The sequence below is a fragment of the Pseudoalteromonas sp. JC28 genome (assembly GCF_013319255.1).
GTDB lineage: Bacteria > Pseudomonadota > Gammaproteobacteria > Enterobacterales > Alteromonadaceae > Pseudoalteromonas.
Genome location: NZ_QOKX01000002.1, coordinates 371,451 through 389,022 on the forward strand (window position 1 = coordinate 371,451; position 17,572 = coordinate 389,022).

Here is a 17,572-nt window from a genome sequence, read left to right on the forward strand (position 1 = left end):
CTAAGAAATGAAAACTAAATTTATTCCAGCTGCGATAGCTCTAGCAGTTAGCTCTATGGTAGCATTTAATGTTAACGCTACTGAAGAAGAGTCAAAAACTGCTTCAATTGGTTCACTTATTTTAAAAAAAGCTAAAAGTAAATTCGTCTCAAATTTTGGTTCACTATTGGGTGATGCACTTTTTGGTTCGCAAGGACCACAATTTGTATCTCTAAGTGAAGAAAGTTTACAAGCTATCCAGGACCGTGTTCGAGAAGAAATAGTAAGAGATGCAGAATTTGACTTTATCGCAGATTTCCGCTCTGTTGAATCTAGTATGAAGCATTACAGTGAGACAATCTCGCATAAGGGCAAAGACTTAGCACTACTTAGTAGTTTGCTTGTAAAATCAAACGATATAATAAATCACCGCGCTTTAGACTCTAGATATAATGCAGATTACTACTACATGGCCGATACATATGCTCTTGCGTCTTCTCTCGCTGTAGCAGTTTATACAGAGCGTTACCTTACAGGCTCAGTGTCAAAGCAATCTGTGTCTGTCTTTGCGGGAAACCTAGCAAACAAGTTAGAAACAATGCTAGTTGCTAAAAAGAATGCCGATTTACCTCTTAGAACTCGATGTGATGGCAGAGACCCTTACGACCAAGACACGACCAATTACTGTCGTCTAGTTGACCCACATGGAAACACGGTTTTTCATGATAGCTACCAAGGCCAGCGGGAATACTATGAATGGAAAGATGCTGCGGATGCAGCTGAAGCTAAATATAAAGAAGATAAGTTTCAAAAAATTCAGAGCGTAATCAATCAACTTCGTAATTTCAGATAAGTAATTTCCATTTAAAAAATGGCCAACATTATGTTGGCTCAGGTTGATGATAAACCCCACTTTTTTAAGTGGGGTTTATTTTTTCAGTTGCAGATAGCATTTCTCCGGCTTTATTAGAGTGTTGGATTTTAGTATTATACCAATCCGCTTAAATATCTGGTCTAGTATAGGTTATATAAAATCACCGGTTATGCAACGTTGAACCCAAACCTATCAGAACAGCTTTTAGCACTTTCTCGAAAAGAACAAAACGCTCGAAAACGCATTCGATTACTTGCGGTGTCATTATTTTATGAGGGGAATAGCTGAACAGCTATTGCAAAGCGCCTTAACATAGCGCGAAATAGTGTTAATAAATGGTTTTCTAGTTACCTAGAAGATGGGCTGGATGGTTTAGCCTATTCAAGGGCGTCCATCTAGATTGCAACAGCCACAACTTGAACAACTGTCTGAATTTATAAAACGAACGAACACAGAACGTCAAGGCAGGCGTCTTACCAGCGAGGACATTGTGCATAACATTCACACTGAACTTGGTGTTCATTACCACTTAAATCAAGTCTATAAAGTACTAAAGCAGCTTGGCTTTAGTTGGTTCACAAGCTGTTCGAAGTTGCAAGCACAGCTCCTATCGTTACCGAAAAACGTTTAGGCTTTAGTACTGGTGGTGCGATTATCAAAGACGAGTTATTTTACTTTGTTAACTACAACTCTTGGAAACAAGAGATGGACAGGGACTACGGTTTTGATGGTTCAGGTACAGCGCATCTGGTCCTGATGATGCGAATGTAAACTGGGAACAGTCAGATTTATCTTGGAATCAGCTAGAAGCCTTACTTAACCGTGCAGGCATAACTGAGCGTGGACAACTATTAGACCGCAATACGGGAACTCAGCCTTGGGTTACCACTATGGATGTTAGCTTTAAACAAGAAATCCCAGGTTTCTATAAAGAGCATAAAGGCGAACTTTACTTTATGATCGAAAACTTCGCTAACCTACTTAATAGTGACTGGGGTGTAGAGAAGAAGCTAAGTTACTCTGACCAAGCCGTTTATGACTTCGGCGGTTTAGATGACGATGGCAAGCTAATCATCGAGCCACGCTACAACGGTGCTGATGTTCGCAATTACTCGACTATCGATAAAGGCGCGTCAGCATGGCAAGCTAAAATTGGTATTCGTTACACATTCTAATATCTAACACGTAATTAGATAATCTCCCAAAGGCCAACGACCGTTGGCCTTTTTTCATTAATCAGCATTGCTGGTATCACCGTTTGCTAGTCTATTTTGAAGCGTCATTAGCAGCCCAATAAAATTTTCTTTCTGCTCATCGCTAAAACAACTAAGTAACTCAGCTTCCCATGCCAATGCAAGCGGCGTTAATGCTTGATAAAGCACTCTTCCTTGCTCTGTCACCGCAATAGTTTTTGCACGTTTATCACTTGGACTCACTAACATCTCGATCAACTGTCTGTCTTGTAACTGCTTAATTGCTCTTGAAACGGTTGATTTATCCATGCTTGCCAATTCACATATGTGCTTTGCAGTAAGCCCCTCCGTCTGTATTGCGTGAGATAATACTCGCCATTGTGGCTGCGTTAATTCTCCCTTTTGTTCGTAGACGTGCGCAAAGTCATTGCTCACTTTTGTTGACAGTGAAACGAGCTGATACGGTAAAAAATCGTTTATATTCAGCAGTTTTTTATCAGTTTTAAACATTATTTCACACTCCCAACTGTCACTATTACTTTACAGAGCGACTAGATGACAAACATTGAAAATACTCTCACATGAGAGTATCTTACTATAAAACACAAAGGAGTCGAGACACATGAGCCAAGAACTTCAATATTTAACTGGATTTGGTAATCAATTTGAAAGTGAAGCACTGCCGGGCGCTTTGCCTATTGGTCAGTTTTCACCGCAAAAAGTAAAATACGACCTTTATGCGGAGCAATATAACACCACCGCTTTTACAGCGCCTCGTGCTGATAATCGTAGAAATTGGTTCTACCGTATTCGCCCTTCTGTTTTACAAGGTGAATATGAAGCGATGGATAATGGCCTATTGCGCACGGCACCAATAACTGAAGCCGTTTCCCCCCCTTCTATGTTGCGCTGGAGCCCTATCGATATACCACACGAAAAAACAGACTTTATCGATGGCTTAGTGACGATGGCAGCTAACGGCAGTGCCAATGGCCAAAGCGGGATTGGTATTCATGTATATGTTGCTAACGCATCAATGGAAGGTCGTTACTTCTATAATGCGGATGGCGAGCTGTTATTCGTCCCACAGCAAGGCGAACTCATTTTACACACAGAGTGTGGAAAACTCGCAATTAAACCAGGTGAGATTGCCGTTATCCCTCGAGGTATCAAATTCAGTGTAGAGCTTTTAAGCGATACGGTGCGTGGTTATATTTGTGAAAACTACGGACACCCTTATATATTGCCTGAACGAGGCCCCGTTGGGGCGAATGGCTATACCAACGAACGTGACTTTCAATACCCCGTTGCCGCCTTTGAAGACAAAGAAGGCGATTTTGAACTCGTTGCAAAGTTTAATGGTAATTTGTTCCGCTGTGAGATTGGCCACTCACCACTTGATGTGGTTGCATGGACTGGTAATAGCGCCCCATACAAATATGATTTAGCACGATTTAACGTAATGAACACCGTAAGCTTTGATCACCCAGATCCGTCAATCTTTACTGTACTGACTTCTCCATCAGGCACGCCAGGTGTTGCAAACGTAGACTTTGTGATCTTCCCACCGCGCTGGATGGTGGCAGAAAATACATTCCGTCCGCCTTATTATCACCGTAATATCATGAGTGAGTTTATGGGCTTAATTGAAGGGGTATACGACGCCAAAGAACATGGTTTTGTGCCAGGTGGCATGAGTCTACACAACTGTATGTCTCCTCATGGGCCAGAAGCTGATGTATTTGAAAAGGCGAGCAACGCAGAGCTTGCACCACAGCGCTATGAAAACACACTCGCGTTTATGTTTGAGTCACGTTACATTATCTCTCCAACTAAGTATGCTTTAGAAGGCAAAGCACGTCAGCCTAACTATGCTGATTGCTGGAAAGGCATTAAAAAGTACTTTAAAGGAGCATAAAGATTATGTTGAAACTCTATACTTATTTTCGCTCATCTGCAGCCTACCGTGTGCGTATTGCTTTAAATCTTAAAGGATTAGAGCATGAATTAGTCCCTGTAAACTTGCTTAAATCGGAGCAAAACGGCGAGGCATATTTAAGTAAAAATGGTCAAGGATTGCTACCGACGCTTGAAACTGAGCATGGCGTTCTTGCACAATCTTTAGCGATATTAGAGTGGCTAGAAGAAACCCAAACAGGCCAAGCATTGCTACCACAAGATCCTTGGCAAAAAGCGCAGGTAAGAAACTTTTGCTACGCCATCGCCTGTGATATCCACCCTATCGATAACCTGCGTGTACTTAAATATCTCTCAAGTGAGCTAGGTGCATCTGATGAGCAAAAAAATGAGTGGTATCGCCATTGGGTTATCGAAGGCTTTAAAAAGCTCGAGCCTATGATAGGCGACGGTCAATTTTGCTTTGGCACGGAGCCCACACTTGCGGATGTTTGTTTAGTACCACAAGTGTTTAATGCCCTGCGTTTTAAAGTTGATATGACTGCATTTCCTAAGATCAGTCGAGTGTACGAATATTGTAATACGCTTGATGCGTTTTCTGATGCGGCGCCTGAAAATCAATTAGACGCACAATAAGGCTAGTAAACGATAAGCCAACTAAAAAGAGTGACATGCTAAGCATATCACTCTTTCAATCAAATGAACGTTTGTTATTTCAACGCGCTATAGACATGATCAAAATGGCCAATAAGGTCGTGACCAAGATCAGTCAAATAACCCCCATCGGGGCTGTCAATGACCCCTTTTTCAAATAGCCGCATCGCGGCACCTTGTATACCTTCAGGCGCGCTGCTATGAATTTTTATCCCCTGATGCAAACTATGTCTTGGAAATCTAGCTAGTAAGGTCAACTCATCCAACAATTTTTGGTCTAATGCCATTGTCATTTTTCCTTATTCTTCTATAGTCATTTAACACTCTAGTTCAAAAAACCAAATTTGATGAAGTTTTTAATTTGTTTAATCACTGTTAATTTGATCTCACTGCCTGTTTTGGCTACAACGCCCGCTGATTTGAGGTTATATGGAGAAATACCAAAGCAAGTCTGTTGGTATGAAGGAAAGTCATATAGCGAAGGCGCACTATTGCTACAGTTTGACATGCTGTTTGTCTGTGCAACGAAAAAGTACAACGAAGACAATGGCAAACTTGTGTGGGTAAAGGCTGACGCGTCTGGGGCACCAATTAGACCTGAAATTTCGGATAAAATTAGGGTAAACTAGGCGTAATATCTAAAGTTATATAGAAGTAGAAGATGACAACCCAAGCAAATAACCCCCTTCACGGTATCAAGTTAGAAGAAATTATTGTAAAACTTGAACAGCAACTAGGCTGGAAAGAAATGGCAGCCGCCGTAGATATCAACTGCTTCAAAGATAATCCAAGCGTTAAATCTAGTCTCAAGTTTTTGCGTCGCACACCTTGGGCAAGAACCAAAGTGGAGCAACTGTATCTAGATACCTTCCACGGCTTTCAGTGGCCAGATATAAAAAAATAACCCGTTTTCTCTAAGTTTATTTGGCTACATAAAGCACGTTGTAAGTTTCCTGGAGCTTTTCAAGAATATGCTTGGGAACATTTTTATTACAAGCTAGGTAAAGAGACGTATTAAACTGATCTAATGTATATACCGGCTCAAGTAATTGAGCCGTTTGCTCTTTTGCACTTCGAAACCTAAACTGAGCATCGCTTAATATCACCAAATCAACAAAGTCTTTGCGCGTCTTGAGTAGCTCAAAAACCTTATCAAAAGAATTAATCAGGATAAGCTGTTTCCCTTCTTGAAAACCATGTTCCATTAAAAATTGGTGGCTAAAATTATCTCGGATCACCGCAGTTCGATAAGCTTGAGCATCTTCTAATTTATTCAGCTTGATTTTGCTTTCACGTAGCGCATAAAAAGAGGTGGTAAACGTATCAATGGGAAATACCCAATTAAACTCATTTTCGCGAATGGTATTTCTGGCTGTTGAAAACACACAGGTATCTTCTTTTCTTAATGCGGCATTATAGGCTGCAGGCCATGAAAGTACGTTGATGGTGTAATCAACGCCTGAGTCATCAAGCACTGCCCTAACTTTATCCGCTGAACGCCCAATTAGCTCCCCTTTTTCATTAAGGTATTGGAAGTCAGGAAAGTTCTCAGTGACAATATTTAGCGTATAGGCAAGCGCACTGAAACTCGTCAGTAAAATACAAAGACCAAAAGAGTATGCACCCTTCATGAAACTCTCCCCATAGCTACTTGAATAATATAGTCTTAACTTAAAGGTTGAGCAATTTTTAAAGAGATAGAATAGCTGCTTGTGAATGCGGGTTATGGGTAACTTATTGAAGTGAATGAGTGATAGACAAAGATGCCTTCGCCTATCACAGTGCTGTTTAGTTATTTAGTTGCTTTAGCTATTGTTGATAGCATCAATTAAAAACGCACTCAGCTTAGCGCCTTCTTTAAGCGTGGTTTCTGAGCTCGTTTGTCCAACAAGAGAGCTGTCGGTAAATGGGGCTATTTCCATCATGTCTGCACCTGTGATTTTAAACTCACCACGCAGCGCTTGTAGAATTAACATCGCTTCGTCTGGAGTCATACCCCCTGCCTCTGGAGTACCCGTTGCAGAAGCAAACTCTTCATCAAGTGCGTCAATGTCAAAGCTAACATAAAGCTCTTCAACACCGTCAGCCTTTAGCTGTGCAATAACTTCATCTACAATCGCTTGTGCACCACGCTCTCTGATCTCATGAGCCCAATGCTGCTTAACACCGAATGTAGACTCCCAATGAGACTTAGGTTTGCCACTCGAGCGGATCCCAAATTGTACTAAATGATGGGGTGCAGGCAAAAACTCTAGGATATGCGTACACCAAGAGCCGAAGCATAAATCGATACCTAAGCGCTCAACAAGTAAATCCGTGTGAGCATCAAAATGGATAATCGCTGTTTTTACACCACGAGCACGCTTTGCTTTAAGATACGCTTTTGTTAACGGGTAGCTGATTGAGTGGTCGCCACCAATGCCAAACACGCCTTTATCTGGGTAATTTTCGTAAAAGCCATCACACACATCTTCTGTAATAGATAATGGTGAGACGTAATACTCACTCTCTGGGTCAGCATAAAGTGCCTTTTGACAATTACTGATCGTGCTCTCGTTTAAATATTTGTCGTGCAGTAAATGTGGAATAACACGCACATCGCCAAGGTCAAACGCGCTCGTTTGCGGCTGTTGCTCAATTAATGTCGAACGCAAAAATAACGGGCCCCAGTTGGCGCCGCGTAAAATACCACCGCCACAATCTGAACTGATCCCAAGAATTGCCGCTTTATGTTCACTTTCGCCCAATTTTTCCAGTGACGCTTTCCATAAAGTATCGACACCTTCTGTTTGTCCATATAGCTTTCGTCTTAGCGCGTCTTTTCTTTCTTTCGCTGTGTTTACTGTAAACACACCATCTCCCGGTGGGCATAAACAGTGCTCAAGTTTTTTATGGAATTGTTTTTTGCTCTCAGACATCGCTATCCCCTCTTATATGCATAATCATGCGACCCAGAAAAATCTTCCCTATTGCGCTTTATATATTGCGAAACACTCAAAATACGATTGGCTTAAAATGAGTAAAAACGACAAATTAAAAATAAAAATCCTTATAAATCAAAAGACTTACTTGATCTCTAACTTCGTTTTCGGAAGACATTGACTGTTCATTAGGTCGTTGTTGCAGCACATATAACAGGTTCAAATAAGAAGTCAACCGCAGTACCAACAATGCTCATTGATGCTACGGTTGTTTATTCATAGAGGGTGTTTAGTTATTCGTAGTGGCGTGGCACTTTTGTTTTAATTACAGCGATATAGCCATGCCAACTTGCGTACGCTAGCAGCGGCATAATAACGATAAACCCAGCCGTTCCAGTTGCAAACCCAAGCATCACCAAGAACACTAAGATCCCACACCATACCACCATAGCGCCGACATTTTCTTTCACAGCATGCATTGAGCTTATTACCGCAGTCATAATATCCACTCGGCGCTCCATCATTATTTGTGGCGTAAACGCTGAGATTGCAAATACACACACCAATAAAATGCCTCCCACTATCGAGCCGAGTGCTAAAAATGCCGAAAGCTGTTCAAACGTAGGATTCGGAACATTTGGATATAATGCATGGATAAGCGCCGCTAAGCGCATCCAAACAATCATAATGACCATCAGTAACACCGCAAACCCCCACTCGCCAGCGGGATTACGAAACATTGATTTAAGACTATGCGTTAACGTTGGTTTATGGCCCTTTTCCAACTCCCACGCAACATCATACAAGCCAGCTGCGAAAGCAGGTCCAATAAGTGCAAAGGCGACAGCGGCAGGCAGAATTACCAAGTGGGTACCTGATTGGTACACTAACCACATGATAAAAGCAGGTATTAGGGTAAAAATAAGTCCATATACTAGGCTAAGTAATGGTGCATTCGCAATATCTTTAAATGCTAATGCAAGCCAGTGAAACGGTGCCAAGGTTGGAACTTTGTTGCATTCAAAGCAACGCGCAAATTCGTTATCTTTATTTATAGAATGTGTAGCAGGCATAACCATTCCTCATTGTTGCTCTCATGTTAAGGTTTAGTGGAACATCGACAATCCCGCAAGCTATCCTGAGCTATAATACCAACTGCGTTAATTCTCTAACCAATTTAACGGGTAAAATATCATACAAGCTTCGTTAAAAATTTCTTATTTAGAACAACTAAATAGCAAAATTTTTGCCTTGCCTATATGGATTTAGTTGCCAAAGCGGTAGCAGGACGCGAGAGCGGTGCTACTAATATTATTTCCCGCTTCAAAATAGCTCATTTACTTAATACGATTGGTATAATTTAAACACGCCACACTTAAATAGGACATCTGTCCTGTACTTGATAGGCGTTAACTATAAACATTACGCTTTAATTATAACTAAGGTTTACTATGGAAAAGGTATTTCACTTAGGTCTTACGAAAGCCGACCTACAAGGCGCTTCACTAGCAATTGTTCCGGGTGATCCCGAGCGCTCAAAACGCATTTCTGAATATCTCGACTCTCCAGTCTGCTTAGCACAAACTCGCGAATTTCATATTTACCTTGGCTTTTTAAATGAAAGTCCTGTGGTAATTTGCTCAACTGGTATAGGCGGCCCATCTACGTCAATCGCCGTTGAAGAATTAGCACAGCTTGGTATCACTACCTTTTTACGCATAGGTACGACTGGTGCCATTCAACCACATATCGATGAAGGTGATATTTTGGTGAGCACGGCATCAGTGCGTTTAGATGGTGCTAGCCAGCATTTTGCGCCTATCGAGTTTCCTGCTGTGTCTGATTTTCATACCACTTCAGCAATGGTACAAGCCTGTGAATCGTTGGGCATTACTCACCATGTTGGGATCACTGCGTCTAGCGATACTTTCTACCCAGGGCAAGAACGTTACGACACATACTCAGGCTACGTCAGAAAAGCGTATCAAGGTTCGTGTGCAGAATGGCAAAAGCTTAATGTGATGAACTATGAGATGGAATCTGCGACGTTATTTACCATGTGTGCAGCACTTGGATTGAAGGCAGCTTGTCTTGCAGGCGTATTGGTAAACAGAACACGCCAAGAAATTCCTAATGTCGACCATCAAGCTGTTGAAAAGAAAGCTGTCACTGCAGTTTTAAAAGCAGCTGAACTGTTACTTTCGAAGTAGTAGCAGTAAACGTAGAGATTGAGTGGTTACTCAATCTCTATATGTGTAAGCAAATGCTCGGCATTGTATGCCTTTAAAACCGCTAAGCTTACTTGCAACTGATTAGCACTGCCCTGTTTTTCTAGCAAAGTGATCTCTACGACATTTACCTCAGATAATACTTTACCCGACATAGCTAATTGACTTAGTGCACTTTGTAATGGCGATAAGCTTGGGTTATAAGCCGCATTTTCAGCATAACGCCCATAAAAGCACTCACCAGTGTCTAGTTTAATTTCCACCGCACTTTGGTTGTGTGTGTAGGGGCAATAAGCGCGCAGATAATGCCGATAAAGCGCCGCACTGATTGATGCAGGCGATGTTTCATTCGCAGCAAGATGTTGCGCTTGAGAAAAGAGCTTTTCACTGTTGCCCAGATCGTCCGGACCAAACGAAGTCGGCAGCAAGTCACACAACGAGGTTTTGCCTGTCGGCAATAAAATTTCAAGCTCCTTTGCCGTGCTTAGCTCATTCATAAATTGACGACAAAATCCGCAAGGCGCGGCATTAATCGTCATTTTAGAGATTTCCGTTGCACCATTTAACCACGCATTGTTAATTGCCGCTTGCTCGGCATGAACAACCAAAGAAAGCGCCTGATGCGAGAATTCTAAATTCGCGCCTAAAAACGCTTGTTGCGATTTATCATCCCAAGCAATGGCACCAACATAAAATTGTGAAATAGGAGGCGTAGCAAACTCAGCTGCAACTTCAAGTAATGCAGCCTCAAGCTCAGATCGAGATAAGTGAAAGCGGTTTTGATATTGTACTAATTGGGAATAACTAAATATTCCACGATGGGCGATGGCGTATTGCGTTAACGCACTTTTTATTGATGGTTCTATCTTTGCCATATTGTTGTCATGTTTATCTATGGCAGGATAGTTTACGCAAGAGTTACAGCCGACTCAACCATTCTCTTGCAGATTTAAAACACTCAAAGTTTTCAGCGCTGATATTAAAACGCTTAATTTTCTGTAGAAAAAGATCATGCATATAACCTTCAAAACCAACGACGCGTGCAATATGTAAATTGCCAATATTGTGCGCAACTTTTGGCATTATGTTCACAATATCAATTGCGGCGAAGCGGTGTTCAAGTTCACTCACATCTACTAATACTTTGCTACTATTATGCTTTTTTGCGTATAGATTGGCTTTCTCGTATGCCGAGACCACATCGTTTGCATTCGCAATGCCTCTGATCTTCATCATAATCAGATCATTACACTCATCAAATGTGACGCTAGTAGATATTTTGTGCATGTATCGTAGACCCATCAACCGACAATTCTTGAATAAAACAAATAAAACGACTGGTAAAACCAGCCGCGCATTTTAAATCAATGAGAATTACTGTCAATAAATATACTAATAAAAAACCAATCAAAATAAAAAAACCAATCCATTGGGATTGGTTTTGTAGCTATTATGCTTATAAATGTAAAATTTTACAAAAATAGATTATTCAAATTGTTGCACTAACCCGTGTTGCGCATCCCCGCCGCAATCCCTGTCATCGTGATCATGAGTGCCAGTTCCAAATCGTGATTGGTTTCTTCACGCACACGCTTTAACAGTTCTATTTGTAACAAGTTTAGAGGATCAGTATACGGATTTCTCAGCCCGATCGATTCTTTGATCCAAGGTTGCTGTGACAACAGCGACGACTCTGGCGCAAGGCCGCGAATAAGCTCGATGGCCTGTTGTAAGTTGTCTCTTAACTCATCCCCTAGGCCTATATACTCGTCACTAACTAAACTTGCATCATACATCTCGCTGAGCCAAAGGTCGGCTTTACAGAATACCATTTCGAGCATTTCTAAACGGGTTCTAAAAAATGGCCACTTTGCGCTCATTTCTTGCAGCATGTCTTTACCAAACGTTTCTACGGCAGCTTCAAGACCTTCTTTCGCCCCTAGCCAAGCAGGCAACATCAAGCGGTTTTGACTCCATGCGAAAATCCATGGAATAGCCCTCAAACTCTCTACTCCGCCGTTTGGATTTCGTTTAGAAGGCCTCGAGCCTAGCGGTAATTTAGACAGCTCTTGTTCTGGCGTTGCCATTCTAAAGTAAGGCACAAACTCAGGGTTCTCTCGAACAATACTGCGATACTTTTTGCAGGAAGCTTCACTAATCGTCTCCATAACCTCTACCCATTTAGGTTCGGGTCGAGGGGGCGGCAACAAATTACTTTGTAAAATCGCACTGGTATAAATAGATAGACTTTGCATCGCGACTTTAGGTAAACCAAATTTAAAGCGGATCATTTCGCCTTGCTCAGTCACTCGCAAGCCACTTTTTAGCGAACCAGGAGGCTGAGATCTCAGCGCTTGTGCAGCAGGCGCCCCCCCTCGACCAATCGTACCTCCACGGCCATGGAAAAGGACCAGCTCAACGCCCTTCGCATCAGCAAGGTTAACCAGCTTTTCCATTGCATCATACTGCGCCCATCCTGCCGCCATCATCCCTGCGTCTTTTGCAGAGTCGGAATAGCCGATCATGACATATTGCTTGGCACCAATCGTGCCTTTATACCAAGTGTTCTCAAATAACCCGCTGATCACTGATTGCGCATTGTTTAAATCATCCAGTGTTTCAAATAGCGGGGCTACCGGTAAGTTGAATTTACACCCGCTTTCTTGGAGTAATAAATGCACGGCAAGAATATCAGAGGCACTTTGCGCCATCGAGATAATGTAAATGCCGAGTGCGTTTTGGTCTTGATCCGCAATCGTTGCAAATGTCTCTAGCACCTCTTGGACATTGGAAGAAGGTTGCCAATGACGTGGCAGTAACGGTCGTCTCGAGCTTAGCTCGGTTAATAAGAAAGCTTGCTTGTCTGCTTCTTGCCACTGAGCATAATCACCAAGACCCAAATAGCGTGTTAATTCAGAAAACACTTCGGTATGTCTGGCGGAATCTTGGCGAATATCTAACTTACATAAAGACACGCCAAAACAGTCAATTCGTCTTAATACATCTAACAACAAACCGTCGGCAATATTAGTCATGCGACAATCAACCAGCGAGCGATAACACGCCTCTAGTGGCTCTCTTATCTGTGATACCTGTTTAATCTTGTCCTGATAATGAGAGGGCGTGCCTTTGATTTTATATTCCAATGCTGCAATGGTTTCTTCTACCTCAGCGCGTACTTGCTTTAGTACATAACGATAAGGTTCATTACTGCCGTCCGCTCGCGCTATAAAGCTTTCGGATGCATTACTCATAGAGAGTTCTGCGCCCAAAATTTCTAGATCTCGACGATATAAATCAAGCGCCATCCAGCGGCCGTGATCAAGCACAGATTGCGTCACATGAGAAGTAACAAACGGGTTGCCGTCTCTATCGCCCCCCATCCAAGAAGTGAGTTGAATAGGACTAAAATTGGCGGGTAGTTGTAAATTTAATCGCGTTTTCACTTGGGCGTTGAAATACCGAACAAACTTAGGCACGGCTTCCCAAAGACTATTTTCAATAACCGCGAATCCCCACTTTGCTTCATCCAGCGGCGTAGGTCGCTTTTCTCTAATATCGCTTGTGTGCCACGCTTGTGAGATCAACTGCTCAATGCGGTCAATGACCTCATCGTAGACAGGGTCCTCACCTGAGGTCACCTCAAGCACTTTTAAACATTCGCTCAGCTCAACGTGTTTATTGATGATGGTTCTGCGTGTTACTTCCGTCGGGTGAGCGGTTAGCACCAAATCGATTTTTAGTTTGCTTATTACATCTGCAACTTCGTTTAGTGTCAGCGCACCAGCATCAACTTTACTTTGCAATTCATCAAGCGCCTTATCGACTTCGATCATCACGCCGTCTGGAGAGCCTGATTTTGAAATGGTGTGGAATTGTTCTGCGACATTCGCCAGGTTTAAGAAATGATTAAATGAGCGAGCAACGGGAAGTAGCGCTTCATCGCTTAGGCTACGTAAGGTGTCAATCAGCGCTTGCCTATCTGAATCATTACCGCTTCTAGAGGATTTTGCTAGGTGTCTAATTTCTTCAACTTTGTCTAATGTTTCTTGACCCTGCGCTTGTTGAATAATTTGCCCTAACATCTGCCCCAAAAGGCTCACATTACTACGTAGGCTTGCGTATTGCTCAGTCATACAATCTCCTTGATGAAAAGATACTCGAACTCCACTATACCGAGAATAAATTGATTTGCGAACGATCTATTTTCAAGACGTTAACGTAATAACATGACAAAGATAAGTATTATTCGAGTGAGCGAATGATTGTATTTTACGATGGTAACTGTCCGCTATGTGTGAGAGAAATGAATGAACTTAAGCATTTCGATCAACACAATAAAATTGATTTTGTGAATATTCATGATGATCGCTTCTCGAGCGAGTTTCCTGAGATAGAGCATGAAGCGGCTATGGCTAAACTCCACGGTTATGATAACCAAGGTAAGCTTATTTTAGGACTAGATGTTACCGCAGCGGCTTGGAGTCAAGTTGGTAAACATCGCTGGATCAAATTATTAAGATTACCCATCATCCGAACAATTGCAGACGGCGTTTACCTGTTTTTTGCAAGGCACAGAATGAAAATTTCTAAACTTCTGGTCCCAAATCAATGCAGTATACAAAATAGTGGAGATTGCAATCGTGACTAACTTCGCCATCATAGTGATTGGTGCAAGTTCAGCTATCGCTGATGCCTTTATACAAGCGCAATCCGAACAAAATCCCGACGTAAAAATGATCACGGTGTCTAGGCAAGCTAAAACGGCTTCACATGCCAATAACCTGCATTTTCAGTGTGATTATTCTAAAGCACAAATTCAACAAGTTGCGAGCCGTATTCTCGAGTTGGACTTAATGGTAAAAAGTGTCACCATTTTTAATGGCTTACTCCATGACGAGTTTGATACATTCCCAGAGAAAAAGCTCGAGGACATTGATCTTGAATACAGCATGGCGCTGTTTAATATCAATACCATGATCCCCATGCTTTGGTTACAAGCTTTATTGCCAGTCTTAAAAGGTAAGCAGTCATGCGTAGTTACAGCACTCTCTGCCCGTATTGGAAGCATCAGTGACAACCAGATGGGCGGCTGGTACAGCTACCGCAGCTCAAAGGCTGCGCTTAATATGATGTTTAAAACCGCAGCAGTCGAGCTTGCGCGTCGAGCAAAAAACATTAAGCTCATTTTGTTCCATCCAGGTACTACCGACACGCCACTTTCAAAACCTTTTCAAGCCAATGTCCCGGACGAAAAACTCTTTACGCCAGAATTTGTAGCACATCAACTTAGTGGCATCATCGCAAACAGTCATCCTGATGGTACGGTGAGCTATGTTGACTGGCAAAATAAATTAATTGGATGGTGAACACAGCATGAAACACTTCTCAAGTAACGATATTAAAACCTTAGACGAGCGTTATCGCGCATTGATGATAAATTCACTATCAGGCTTCAAAAGCGCTAACTTAATTGGAACGGTTGATGAGACAGGTCAAGAAAACTTGTCTATCGTCAGCTCCGTTTTCCACCTCGGTGCCAGCCCGGCGCTCGTGGGTGTGATTTTTAGGCCTCATAGTGTACCTAGGCACACATTGGAAAATATCTTAGCGACTGAAAAATACACCATCAATCAAGTTAATGTTCAAATTTATACGGCAGCCCATCAAACCTCAGCCAGATATGAAAAGAATCAATCTGAATTTGAGGAAACGGGTTTAACCGTCGAGTATTTAAATGCTTTTCCAGCTCCGTTCGTCAAGGAAAGCAGATTAAAATACGGGCTTAGCCTCAAAGAGCACCAAATCATCAAGCTCAACGATACCGAGCTGGTAATAGGCGAAATTGAGTCGCTTCACATTGAAGAAAACGCTCTACTCGAGGACGGCTATATCGATATAGAGGCGCTCGACTGTGTCGCGATTTCCAGTTTAGACGGCTATCACAGTACCAAGCGTATTAATCGCTTGGAGTATGCTAAACCAAACAAGCCAACCAGAATTAAATTACTTGGCTAGGTATCTCTACAATGATTCCAAGAGCTCAAGTAATTCCTCGAGCTCTTCCTTAAAGTGCTTCTTCTGTTTGTCGCTCATGGTGCCTTTTAGTTTCACAGCGAGATTTGCATACTCTTTTATTCGCCTTGCTTGAATATCTAGGATGCGCTCAGGCAGCGCTGTGGGTGTAGTAACTATCGCTTGCTGCAACAGCTCAGGTGAAACCTGCTCGACTCCGCTCAGTATCATGGCTTGTTTAAACTGGCTAAATCGTCTTTGTTCATGTGCACGCCAAACCTGACGCGCAAACTCGCCTTGCTCGTAATATTCGTTAATAAGCTCCTTTTGTTTATCACTCAAATCACCAAGCCAACGCTCGTAGCGGTTAAATTGGTCTCCTTCCTCCCAGTCATCGTCCAACATTTCTTTTTCTATGTTGGCTATCAGCATTTCTCGCTGTTCACGGTTAAGCGAATTTAGGTGTGTTTCTAACTTGGGATATACGGCTTCAACGACGGAATACCAATAGTTCCTTGTGGTATACACCATATGCACCATGTCACTCTCTGTCATGGTTTGCCAGTGCTTCAACAGTGATTGGATATGAGATTTGTATTTTGGTAGCTCTGACTGTCGATGCCACGCAACCAAAGATTCTACATCAGCCTCAAGCTTTTCCTCTTGCTCATCCGTCAGCTCAACATAATCGGAAATATAATAACTCGCTAACCATCCTAAGTTGTTATAGGCCAATCTTTGACTACATCCAGCCAAACACAGTAAACATAGCGCCAGTGCTATTAATTTCTTCATCCCATAGCCTCAATTTTTGTTTTTATTACCTTATATTAACGCAGTATCTGCCATTTTAGATTTGTATTTTGTAAATCTGTGTTTCTGGCATTAGAATAACTAACAACATAGTTAGCATAGCTACCTTAAGGAGGTCTATGATGTTAGGCAGGATTTCAAAAGCATGTATCGCCATTGCACTTTTAAGCCAAGCACCTTTGGCAACAGCTGGATTGGAAGAAGGCATAGATGCACTCAATGCTGGCAGGTTCGAAGAAGCACTACAAGAATTCAATTATTTAGCTGAAATGAACTACGCCCCAGGCATTTATCAACTCGGTGTAATGTATGAAGGCGGCTATGGTGTCGTTAAAAATCAGCGCAAAGCTGCAGAGTTATTTCAACAGGCCGTAAAACTTGGTGAAGCCGACGCAATGTTTGCGCTAGCAGTCATGTATGACGAAGGTCGCGGCGTTAAAAAGGACCGCTCAAAATACGTTGAGCTAATGACCAGAGCGGCAAACAAAAACATGCCAGCCGCGCAATTTAACGTAGCGCTAATGTATGCAAACGGTGACGGTGTACCACAAAGTTACCGCCATGCACTTAACTGGTATGAAAAAGCCGCCGCAAACAACTACACCTTAGCCATGTTTAATTTAGCACTCATGTATTTTCAGGGCTTAGGAGTCGAGAAAAATATTGAACGCTCGTACGTATGGAACACGTTAGCCGAGTTTAATGGTTATGCCGAAGCCACAAAGAGCCGAGTACTCGACGAAAAACAGCTTTCCCCTTCACAAATCGAGCAAGCGAAAGAGCTCGCAAATAGTATTTACGAGCGAATTCAAGCCGGTAAATACGTGGCAGAAACACGTACAAAGTAAGTAAAGTGGTAAATAATAAAGGTCTCATGTGAGGCCCTTATTATTTTTCCTTACTAAGAGATTGAGCTAGTACCATCACACCTAGGTAAAAGTCATGCTCATTATTAACCACGGCAATCTTTTTATCATT

General features: G+C 42.2%; 22 protein-coding genes and 1 pseudogene. 14 read left to right on the forward strand and 9 right to left on the reverse strand.

Features of this window, described 5'->3' with window-relative positions; genetic code table 11:
• Positions 1-7 precede the first annotated feature (7 nt).
• From DS891_RS06800 to DS891_RS06820, 5 genes and pseudogenes are all read left to right on the forward strand, one after another.
• Positions 8-832, forward strand: coding sequence for a hypothetical protein (locus tag DS891_RS06800; RefSeq protein WP_174169273.1), 825 nt, complete (start codon positions 8-10; stop codon positions 830-832).
• A 315-nt stretch (positions 833-1,147) separates the two neighbouring features.
• Entirely contained in the window at positions 1,148-1,252 is a 105-nt protein-coding gene (locus tag DS891_RS24795; protein ID WP_174169400.1) for a helix-turn-helix domain-containing protein, read from the forward strand.
• A gap of 91 nt (positions 1,253-1,343) precedes the next feature.
• Positions 1,344-1,484 carry a winged helix-turn-helix domain-containing protein gene (locus DS891_RS24800; protein WP_368032179.1) on the forward strand — a complete coding sequence of 47 codons (141 nt, stop codon included), beginning with the start codon at positions 1,344-1,346 and terminating at the stop codon, positions 1,482-1,484.
• Entirely contained in the window at positions 1,424-1,624 is a 201-nt protein-coding gene (locus tag DS891_RS06815; RefSeq protein WP_174169095.1) for a hypothetical protein, read from the forward strand. The genes DS891_RS24800 and DS891_RS06815 overlap by 61 nt, the downstream gene beginning before the upstream one ends.
• A pseudogene (locus DS891_RS06820) lies at positions 1,600-2,028 on the forward strand (hypothetical protein); the annotation flags it as partial. The gene DS891_RS06815 and the pseudogene DS891_RS06820, both read left to right, overlap by 25 nt.
• Before the next feature lie 57 nt (positions 2,029-2,085).
• Here the strand turns inward: DS891_RS06820 and DS891_RS06825 are convergent.
• Entirely contained in the window at positions 2,086-2,556 is a 471-nt protein-coding gene (locus DS891_RS06825) for a MarR family winged helix-turn-helix transcriptional regulator (protein ID WP_174169275.1), read from the reverse strand.
• Between the two features lie 112 nt (positions 2,557-2,668).
• Between DS891_RS06825 and hmgA the strand changes: the two genes are divergently transcribed.
• Positions 2,669-3,964 carry a homogentisate 1,2-dioxygenase gene (gene hmgA / locus DS891_RS06830; RefSeq protein ID WP_010605337.1) on the forward strand — a complete coding sequence of 432 codons (1,296 nt, stop codon included), beginning with the start codon at positions 2,669-2,671 and terminating at the stop codon, positions 3,962-3,964.
• Positions 3,965-3,972: 8 nt separating this feature from the next.
• Positions 3,973-4,599: a maleylacetoacetate isomerase gene (maiA, locus tag DS891_RS06835; protein WP_174169401.1), complete on the forward strand. Its 627-nt coding sequence runs from the start codon at positions 3,973-3,975 to the stop codon at positions 4,597-4,599.
• A gap of 74 nt (positions 4,600-4,673) precedes the next feature.
• On the opposite strand, the gene DS891_RS06840 is transcribed toward maiA, so the two are convergent.
• Complete coding sequence (locus tag DS891_RS06840) at positions 4,674-4,904, reverse strand: TIGR02647 family protein (RefSeq protein ID WP_010373121.1); 231 nt, start codon at positions 4,902-4,904, stop codon at positions 4,674-4,676.
• Between the two features lie 60 nt (positions 4,905-4,964).
• Between DS891_RS06840 and DS891_RS06845 the strand changes: the two genes are divergently transcribed.
• The gene (locus tag DS891_RS06845; RefSeq protein ID WP_010605335.1) at positions 4,965-5,246 is read left to right on the forward strand and encodes a DUF1496 domain-containing protein; all 282 of its coding nucleotides are present in this window, start codon (positions 4,965-4,967) and stop codon (positions 5,244-5,246) included.
• A gap of 32 nt (positions 5,247-5,278) precedes the next feature.
• Positions 5,279-5,521 (forward strand): VF530 family DNA-binding protein, encoded by a 243-nt coding sequence (locus DS891_RS06850; protein ID WP_017216709.1) that lies wholly within the window; start codon positions 5,279-5,281, stop codon positions 5,519-5,521.
• A gap of 16 nt (positions 5,522-5,537) precedes the next feature.
• Here the strand turns inward: DS891_RS06850 and DS891_RS06855 are convergent, their stop codons facing one another.
• The 3 genes from DS891_RS06855 to DS891_RS06865 all read right to left on the reverse strand — a co-directional run bounded on the left by DS891_RS06855 (position 5,538) and on the right by DS891_RS06865 (position 8,611).
• Positions 5,538-6,248 carry a transporter substrate-binding domain-containing protein gene (locus DS891_RS06855; protein WP_174169276.1) on the reverse strand — a complete coding sequence of 237 codons (711 nt, stop codon included), beginning with the start codon at positions 6,246-6,248 and terminating at the stop codon, positions 5,538-5,540.
• A gap of 174 nt (positions 6,249-6,422) precedes the next feature.
• A complete protein-coding gene (locus DS891_RS06860; protein ID WP_174169277.1) occupies positions 6,423-7,535 on the reverse strand; it encodes an arginase family protein in 1,113 nt (370 codons plus the stop codon).
• Positions 7,536-7,831: 296 nt separating this feature from the next.
• Positions 7,832-8,611, reverse strand: coding sequence for a DUF2189 domain-containing protein (locus tag DS891_RS06865; protein ID WP_010605331.1), 780 nt, complete (start codon positions 8,609-8,611; stop codon positions 7,832-7,834).
• A 378-nt stretch (positions 8,612-8,989) separates the two neighbouring features.
• On the opposite strand from DS891_RS06865, the gene udp reads away from it, so the two are divergent.
• The gene (udp, locus tag DS891_RS06870; RefSeq protein WP_010605330.1) at positions 8,990-9,748 is read left to right on the forward strand and encodes a uridine phosphorylase; all 759 of its coding nucleotides are present in this window, start codon (positions 8,990-8,992) and stop codon (positions 9,746-9,748) included.
• Between the two features lie 26 nt (positions 9,749-9,774).
• Here the strand turns inward: udp and cdd are convergent, their stop codons facing one another.
• The 3 genes from cdd to ppc all read right to left on the reverse strand — a co-directional run bounded on the left by cdd (position 9,775) and on the right by ppc (position 13,902).
• Entirely contained in the window at positions 9,775-10,641 is an 867-nt protein-coding gene (cdd, locus tag DS891_RS06875) for a cytidine deaminase (RefSeq protein WP_010605329.1), read from the reverse strand.
• Between the two features lie 43 nt (positions 10,642-10,684).
• Positions 10,685-11,002, reverse strand: a complete 318-nt coding sequence (locus DS891_RS06880) for a hypothetical protein (RefSeq protein WP_223192100.1) — start codon at positions 11,000-11,002, stop codon at positions 10,685-10,687.
• Positions 11,003-11,268: 266 nt separating this feature from the next.
• Complete coding sequence (ppc, locus tag DS891_RS06885) at positions 11,269-13,902, reverse strand: phosphoenolpyruvate carboxylase (protein ID WP_174169278.1); 2,634 nt, start codon at positions 13,900-13,902, stop codon at positions 11,269-11,271.
• 125 nt (positions 13,903-14,027) lie between these two features.
• Here ppc and DS891_RS06890 point away from each other — a divergent pair, with 125 nt between their 5' ends.
• The 3 genes from DS891_RS06890 to DS891_RS06900 are packed head-to-tail and all read left to right on the forward strand — an operon-like array spanning position 14,028 to position 15,784.
• The gene (locus tag DS891_RS06890) at positions 14,028-14,417 is read left to right on the forward strand and encodes a thiol-disulfide oxidoreductase DCC family protein (RefSeq protein ID WP_010605326.1); all 390 of its coding nucleotides are present in this window, start codon (positions 14,028-14,030) and stop codon (positions 14,415-14,417) included.
• Positions 14,410-15,135, forward strand: coding sequence for an SDR family NAD(P)-dependent oxidoreductase (locus tag DS891_RS06895; protein WP_174169279.1), 726 nt, complete (start codon positions 14,410-14,412; stop codon positions 15,133-15,135). The genes DS891_RS06890 and DS891_RS06895 overlap by 8 nt, the downstream gene beginning before the upstream one ends.
• Positions 15,136-15,142: 7 nt before the next feature.
• Positions 15,143-15,784 carry a flavin reductase family protein gene (locus DS891_RS06900; RefSeq protein ID WP_174169280.1) on the forward strand — a complete coding sequence of 214 codons (642 nt, stop codon included), beginning with the start codon at positions 15,143-15,145 and terminating at the stop codon, positions 15,782-15,784.
• A gap of 6 nt (positions 15,785-15,790) precedes the next feature.
• Here DS891_RS06900 and DS891_RS06905 read toward each other — a convergent pair whose 3' ends face one another.
• On the reverse strand, positions 15,791-16,576 hold the full coding sequence (locus tag DS891_RS06905; RefSeq protein ID WP_174169281.1) for a DUF6279 family lipoprotein: 786 nt from the start codon (positions 16,574-16,576) through the stop codon (positions 15,791-15,793).
• 140 nt (positions 16,577-16,716) lie between these two features.
• Between DS891_RS06905 and DS891_RS06910 the strand changes: the two genes are divergently transcribed.
• Positions 16,717-17,442 (forward strand): tetratricopeptide repeat protein, encoded by a 726-nt coding sequence (locus DS891_RS06910; RefSeq protein WP_010605322.1) that lies wholly within the window; start codon positions 16,717-16,719, stop codon positions 17,440-17,442.
• Positions 17,443-17,572 lie beyond the last annotated feature (130 nt).

What these genes read in the sequence shown, in the direction of transcription:
- hmgA (WP_010605337.1), top strand. Translation starts at nt 2,669, where the DNA reads ATGAGCCAAGAACTTCAATATTTAACTGGATTTGGTAATCAATTTGAA.
- udp (WP_010605330.1), top strand. Translation starts at nt 8,990, where the DNA reads ATGGAAAAGGTATTTCACTTAGGTCTTACGAAAGCCGACCTACAAGGC.
- DS891_RS06865 (WP_010605331.1), bottom strand. Translation starts at nt 8,611, where the DNA reads ATGCCTGCTACACATTCTATAAATAAAGATAACGAATTTGCGCGTTGC.
- DS891_RS06890 (WP_010605326.1), top strand. Translation starts at nt 14,028, where the DNA reads ATGATTGTATTTTACGATGGTAACTGTCCGCTATGTGTGAGAGAAATG.
- DS891_RS06855 (WP_174169276.1), bottom strand. Translation starts at nt 6,248, where the DNA reads ATGAAGGGTGCATACTCTTTTGGTCTTTGTATTTTACTGACGAGTTTC.
- ppc (WP_174169278.1), bottom strand. Translation starts at nt 13,902, where the DNA reads ATGACTGAGCAATACGCAAGCCTACGTAGTAATGTGAGCCTTTTGGGG.
- DS891_RS06905 (WP_174169281.1), bottom strand. Translation starts at nt 16,576, where the DNA reads ATGAAGAAATTAATAGCACTGGCGCTATGTTTACTGTGTTTGGCTGGA.
- DS891_RS06910 (WP_010605322.1), top strand. Translation starts at nt 16,717, where the DNA reads ATGTTAGGCAGGATTTCAAAAGCATGTATCGCCATTGCACTTTTAAGC.
- DS891_RS06800 (WP_174169273.1), top strand. Translation starts at nt 8, where the DNA reads ATGAAAACTAAATTTATTCCAGCTGCGATAGCTCTAGCAGTTAGCTCT.
- DS891_RS06850 (WP_017216709.1), top strand. Translation starts at nt 5,279, where the DNA reads ATGACAACCCAAGCAAATAACCCCCTTCACGGTATCAAGTTAGAAGAA.
- DS891_RS06860 (WP_174169277.1), bottom strand. Translation starts at nt 7,535, where the DNA reads ATGTCTGAGAGCAAAAAACAATTCCATAAAAAACTTGAGCACTGTTTA.
- DS891_RS06845 (WP_010605335.1), top strand. Translation starts at nt 4,965, where the DNA reads ATGAAGTTTTTAATTTGTTTAATCACTGTTAATTTGATCTCACTGCCT.
- DS891_RS06825 (WP_174169275.1), bottom strand. Translation starts at nt 2,556, where the DNA reads ATGTTTAAAACTGATAAAAAACTGCTGAATATAAACGATTTTTTACCG.
- DS891_RS06880 (WP_223192100.1), bottom strand. Translation starts at nt 11,002, where the DNA reads ATGATGAAGATCAGAGGCATTGCGAATGCAAACGATGTGGTCTCGGCA.
- DS891_RS06900 (WP_174169280.1), top strand. Translation starts at nt 15,143, where the DNA reads ATGAAACACTTCTCAAGTAACGATATTAAAACCTTAGACGAGCGTTAT.
- DS891_RS06840 (WP_010373121.1), bottom strand. Translation starts at nt 4,904, where the DNA reads ATGGCATTAGACCAAAAATTGTTGGATGAGTTGACCTTACTAGCTAGA.
- cdd (WP_010605329.1), bottom strand. Translation starts at nt 10,641, where the DNA reads ATGGCAAAGATAGAACCATCAATAAAAAGTGCGTTAACGCAATACGCC.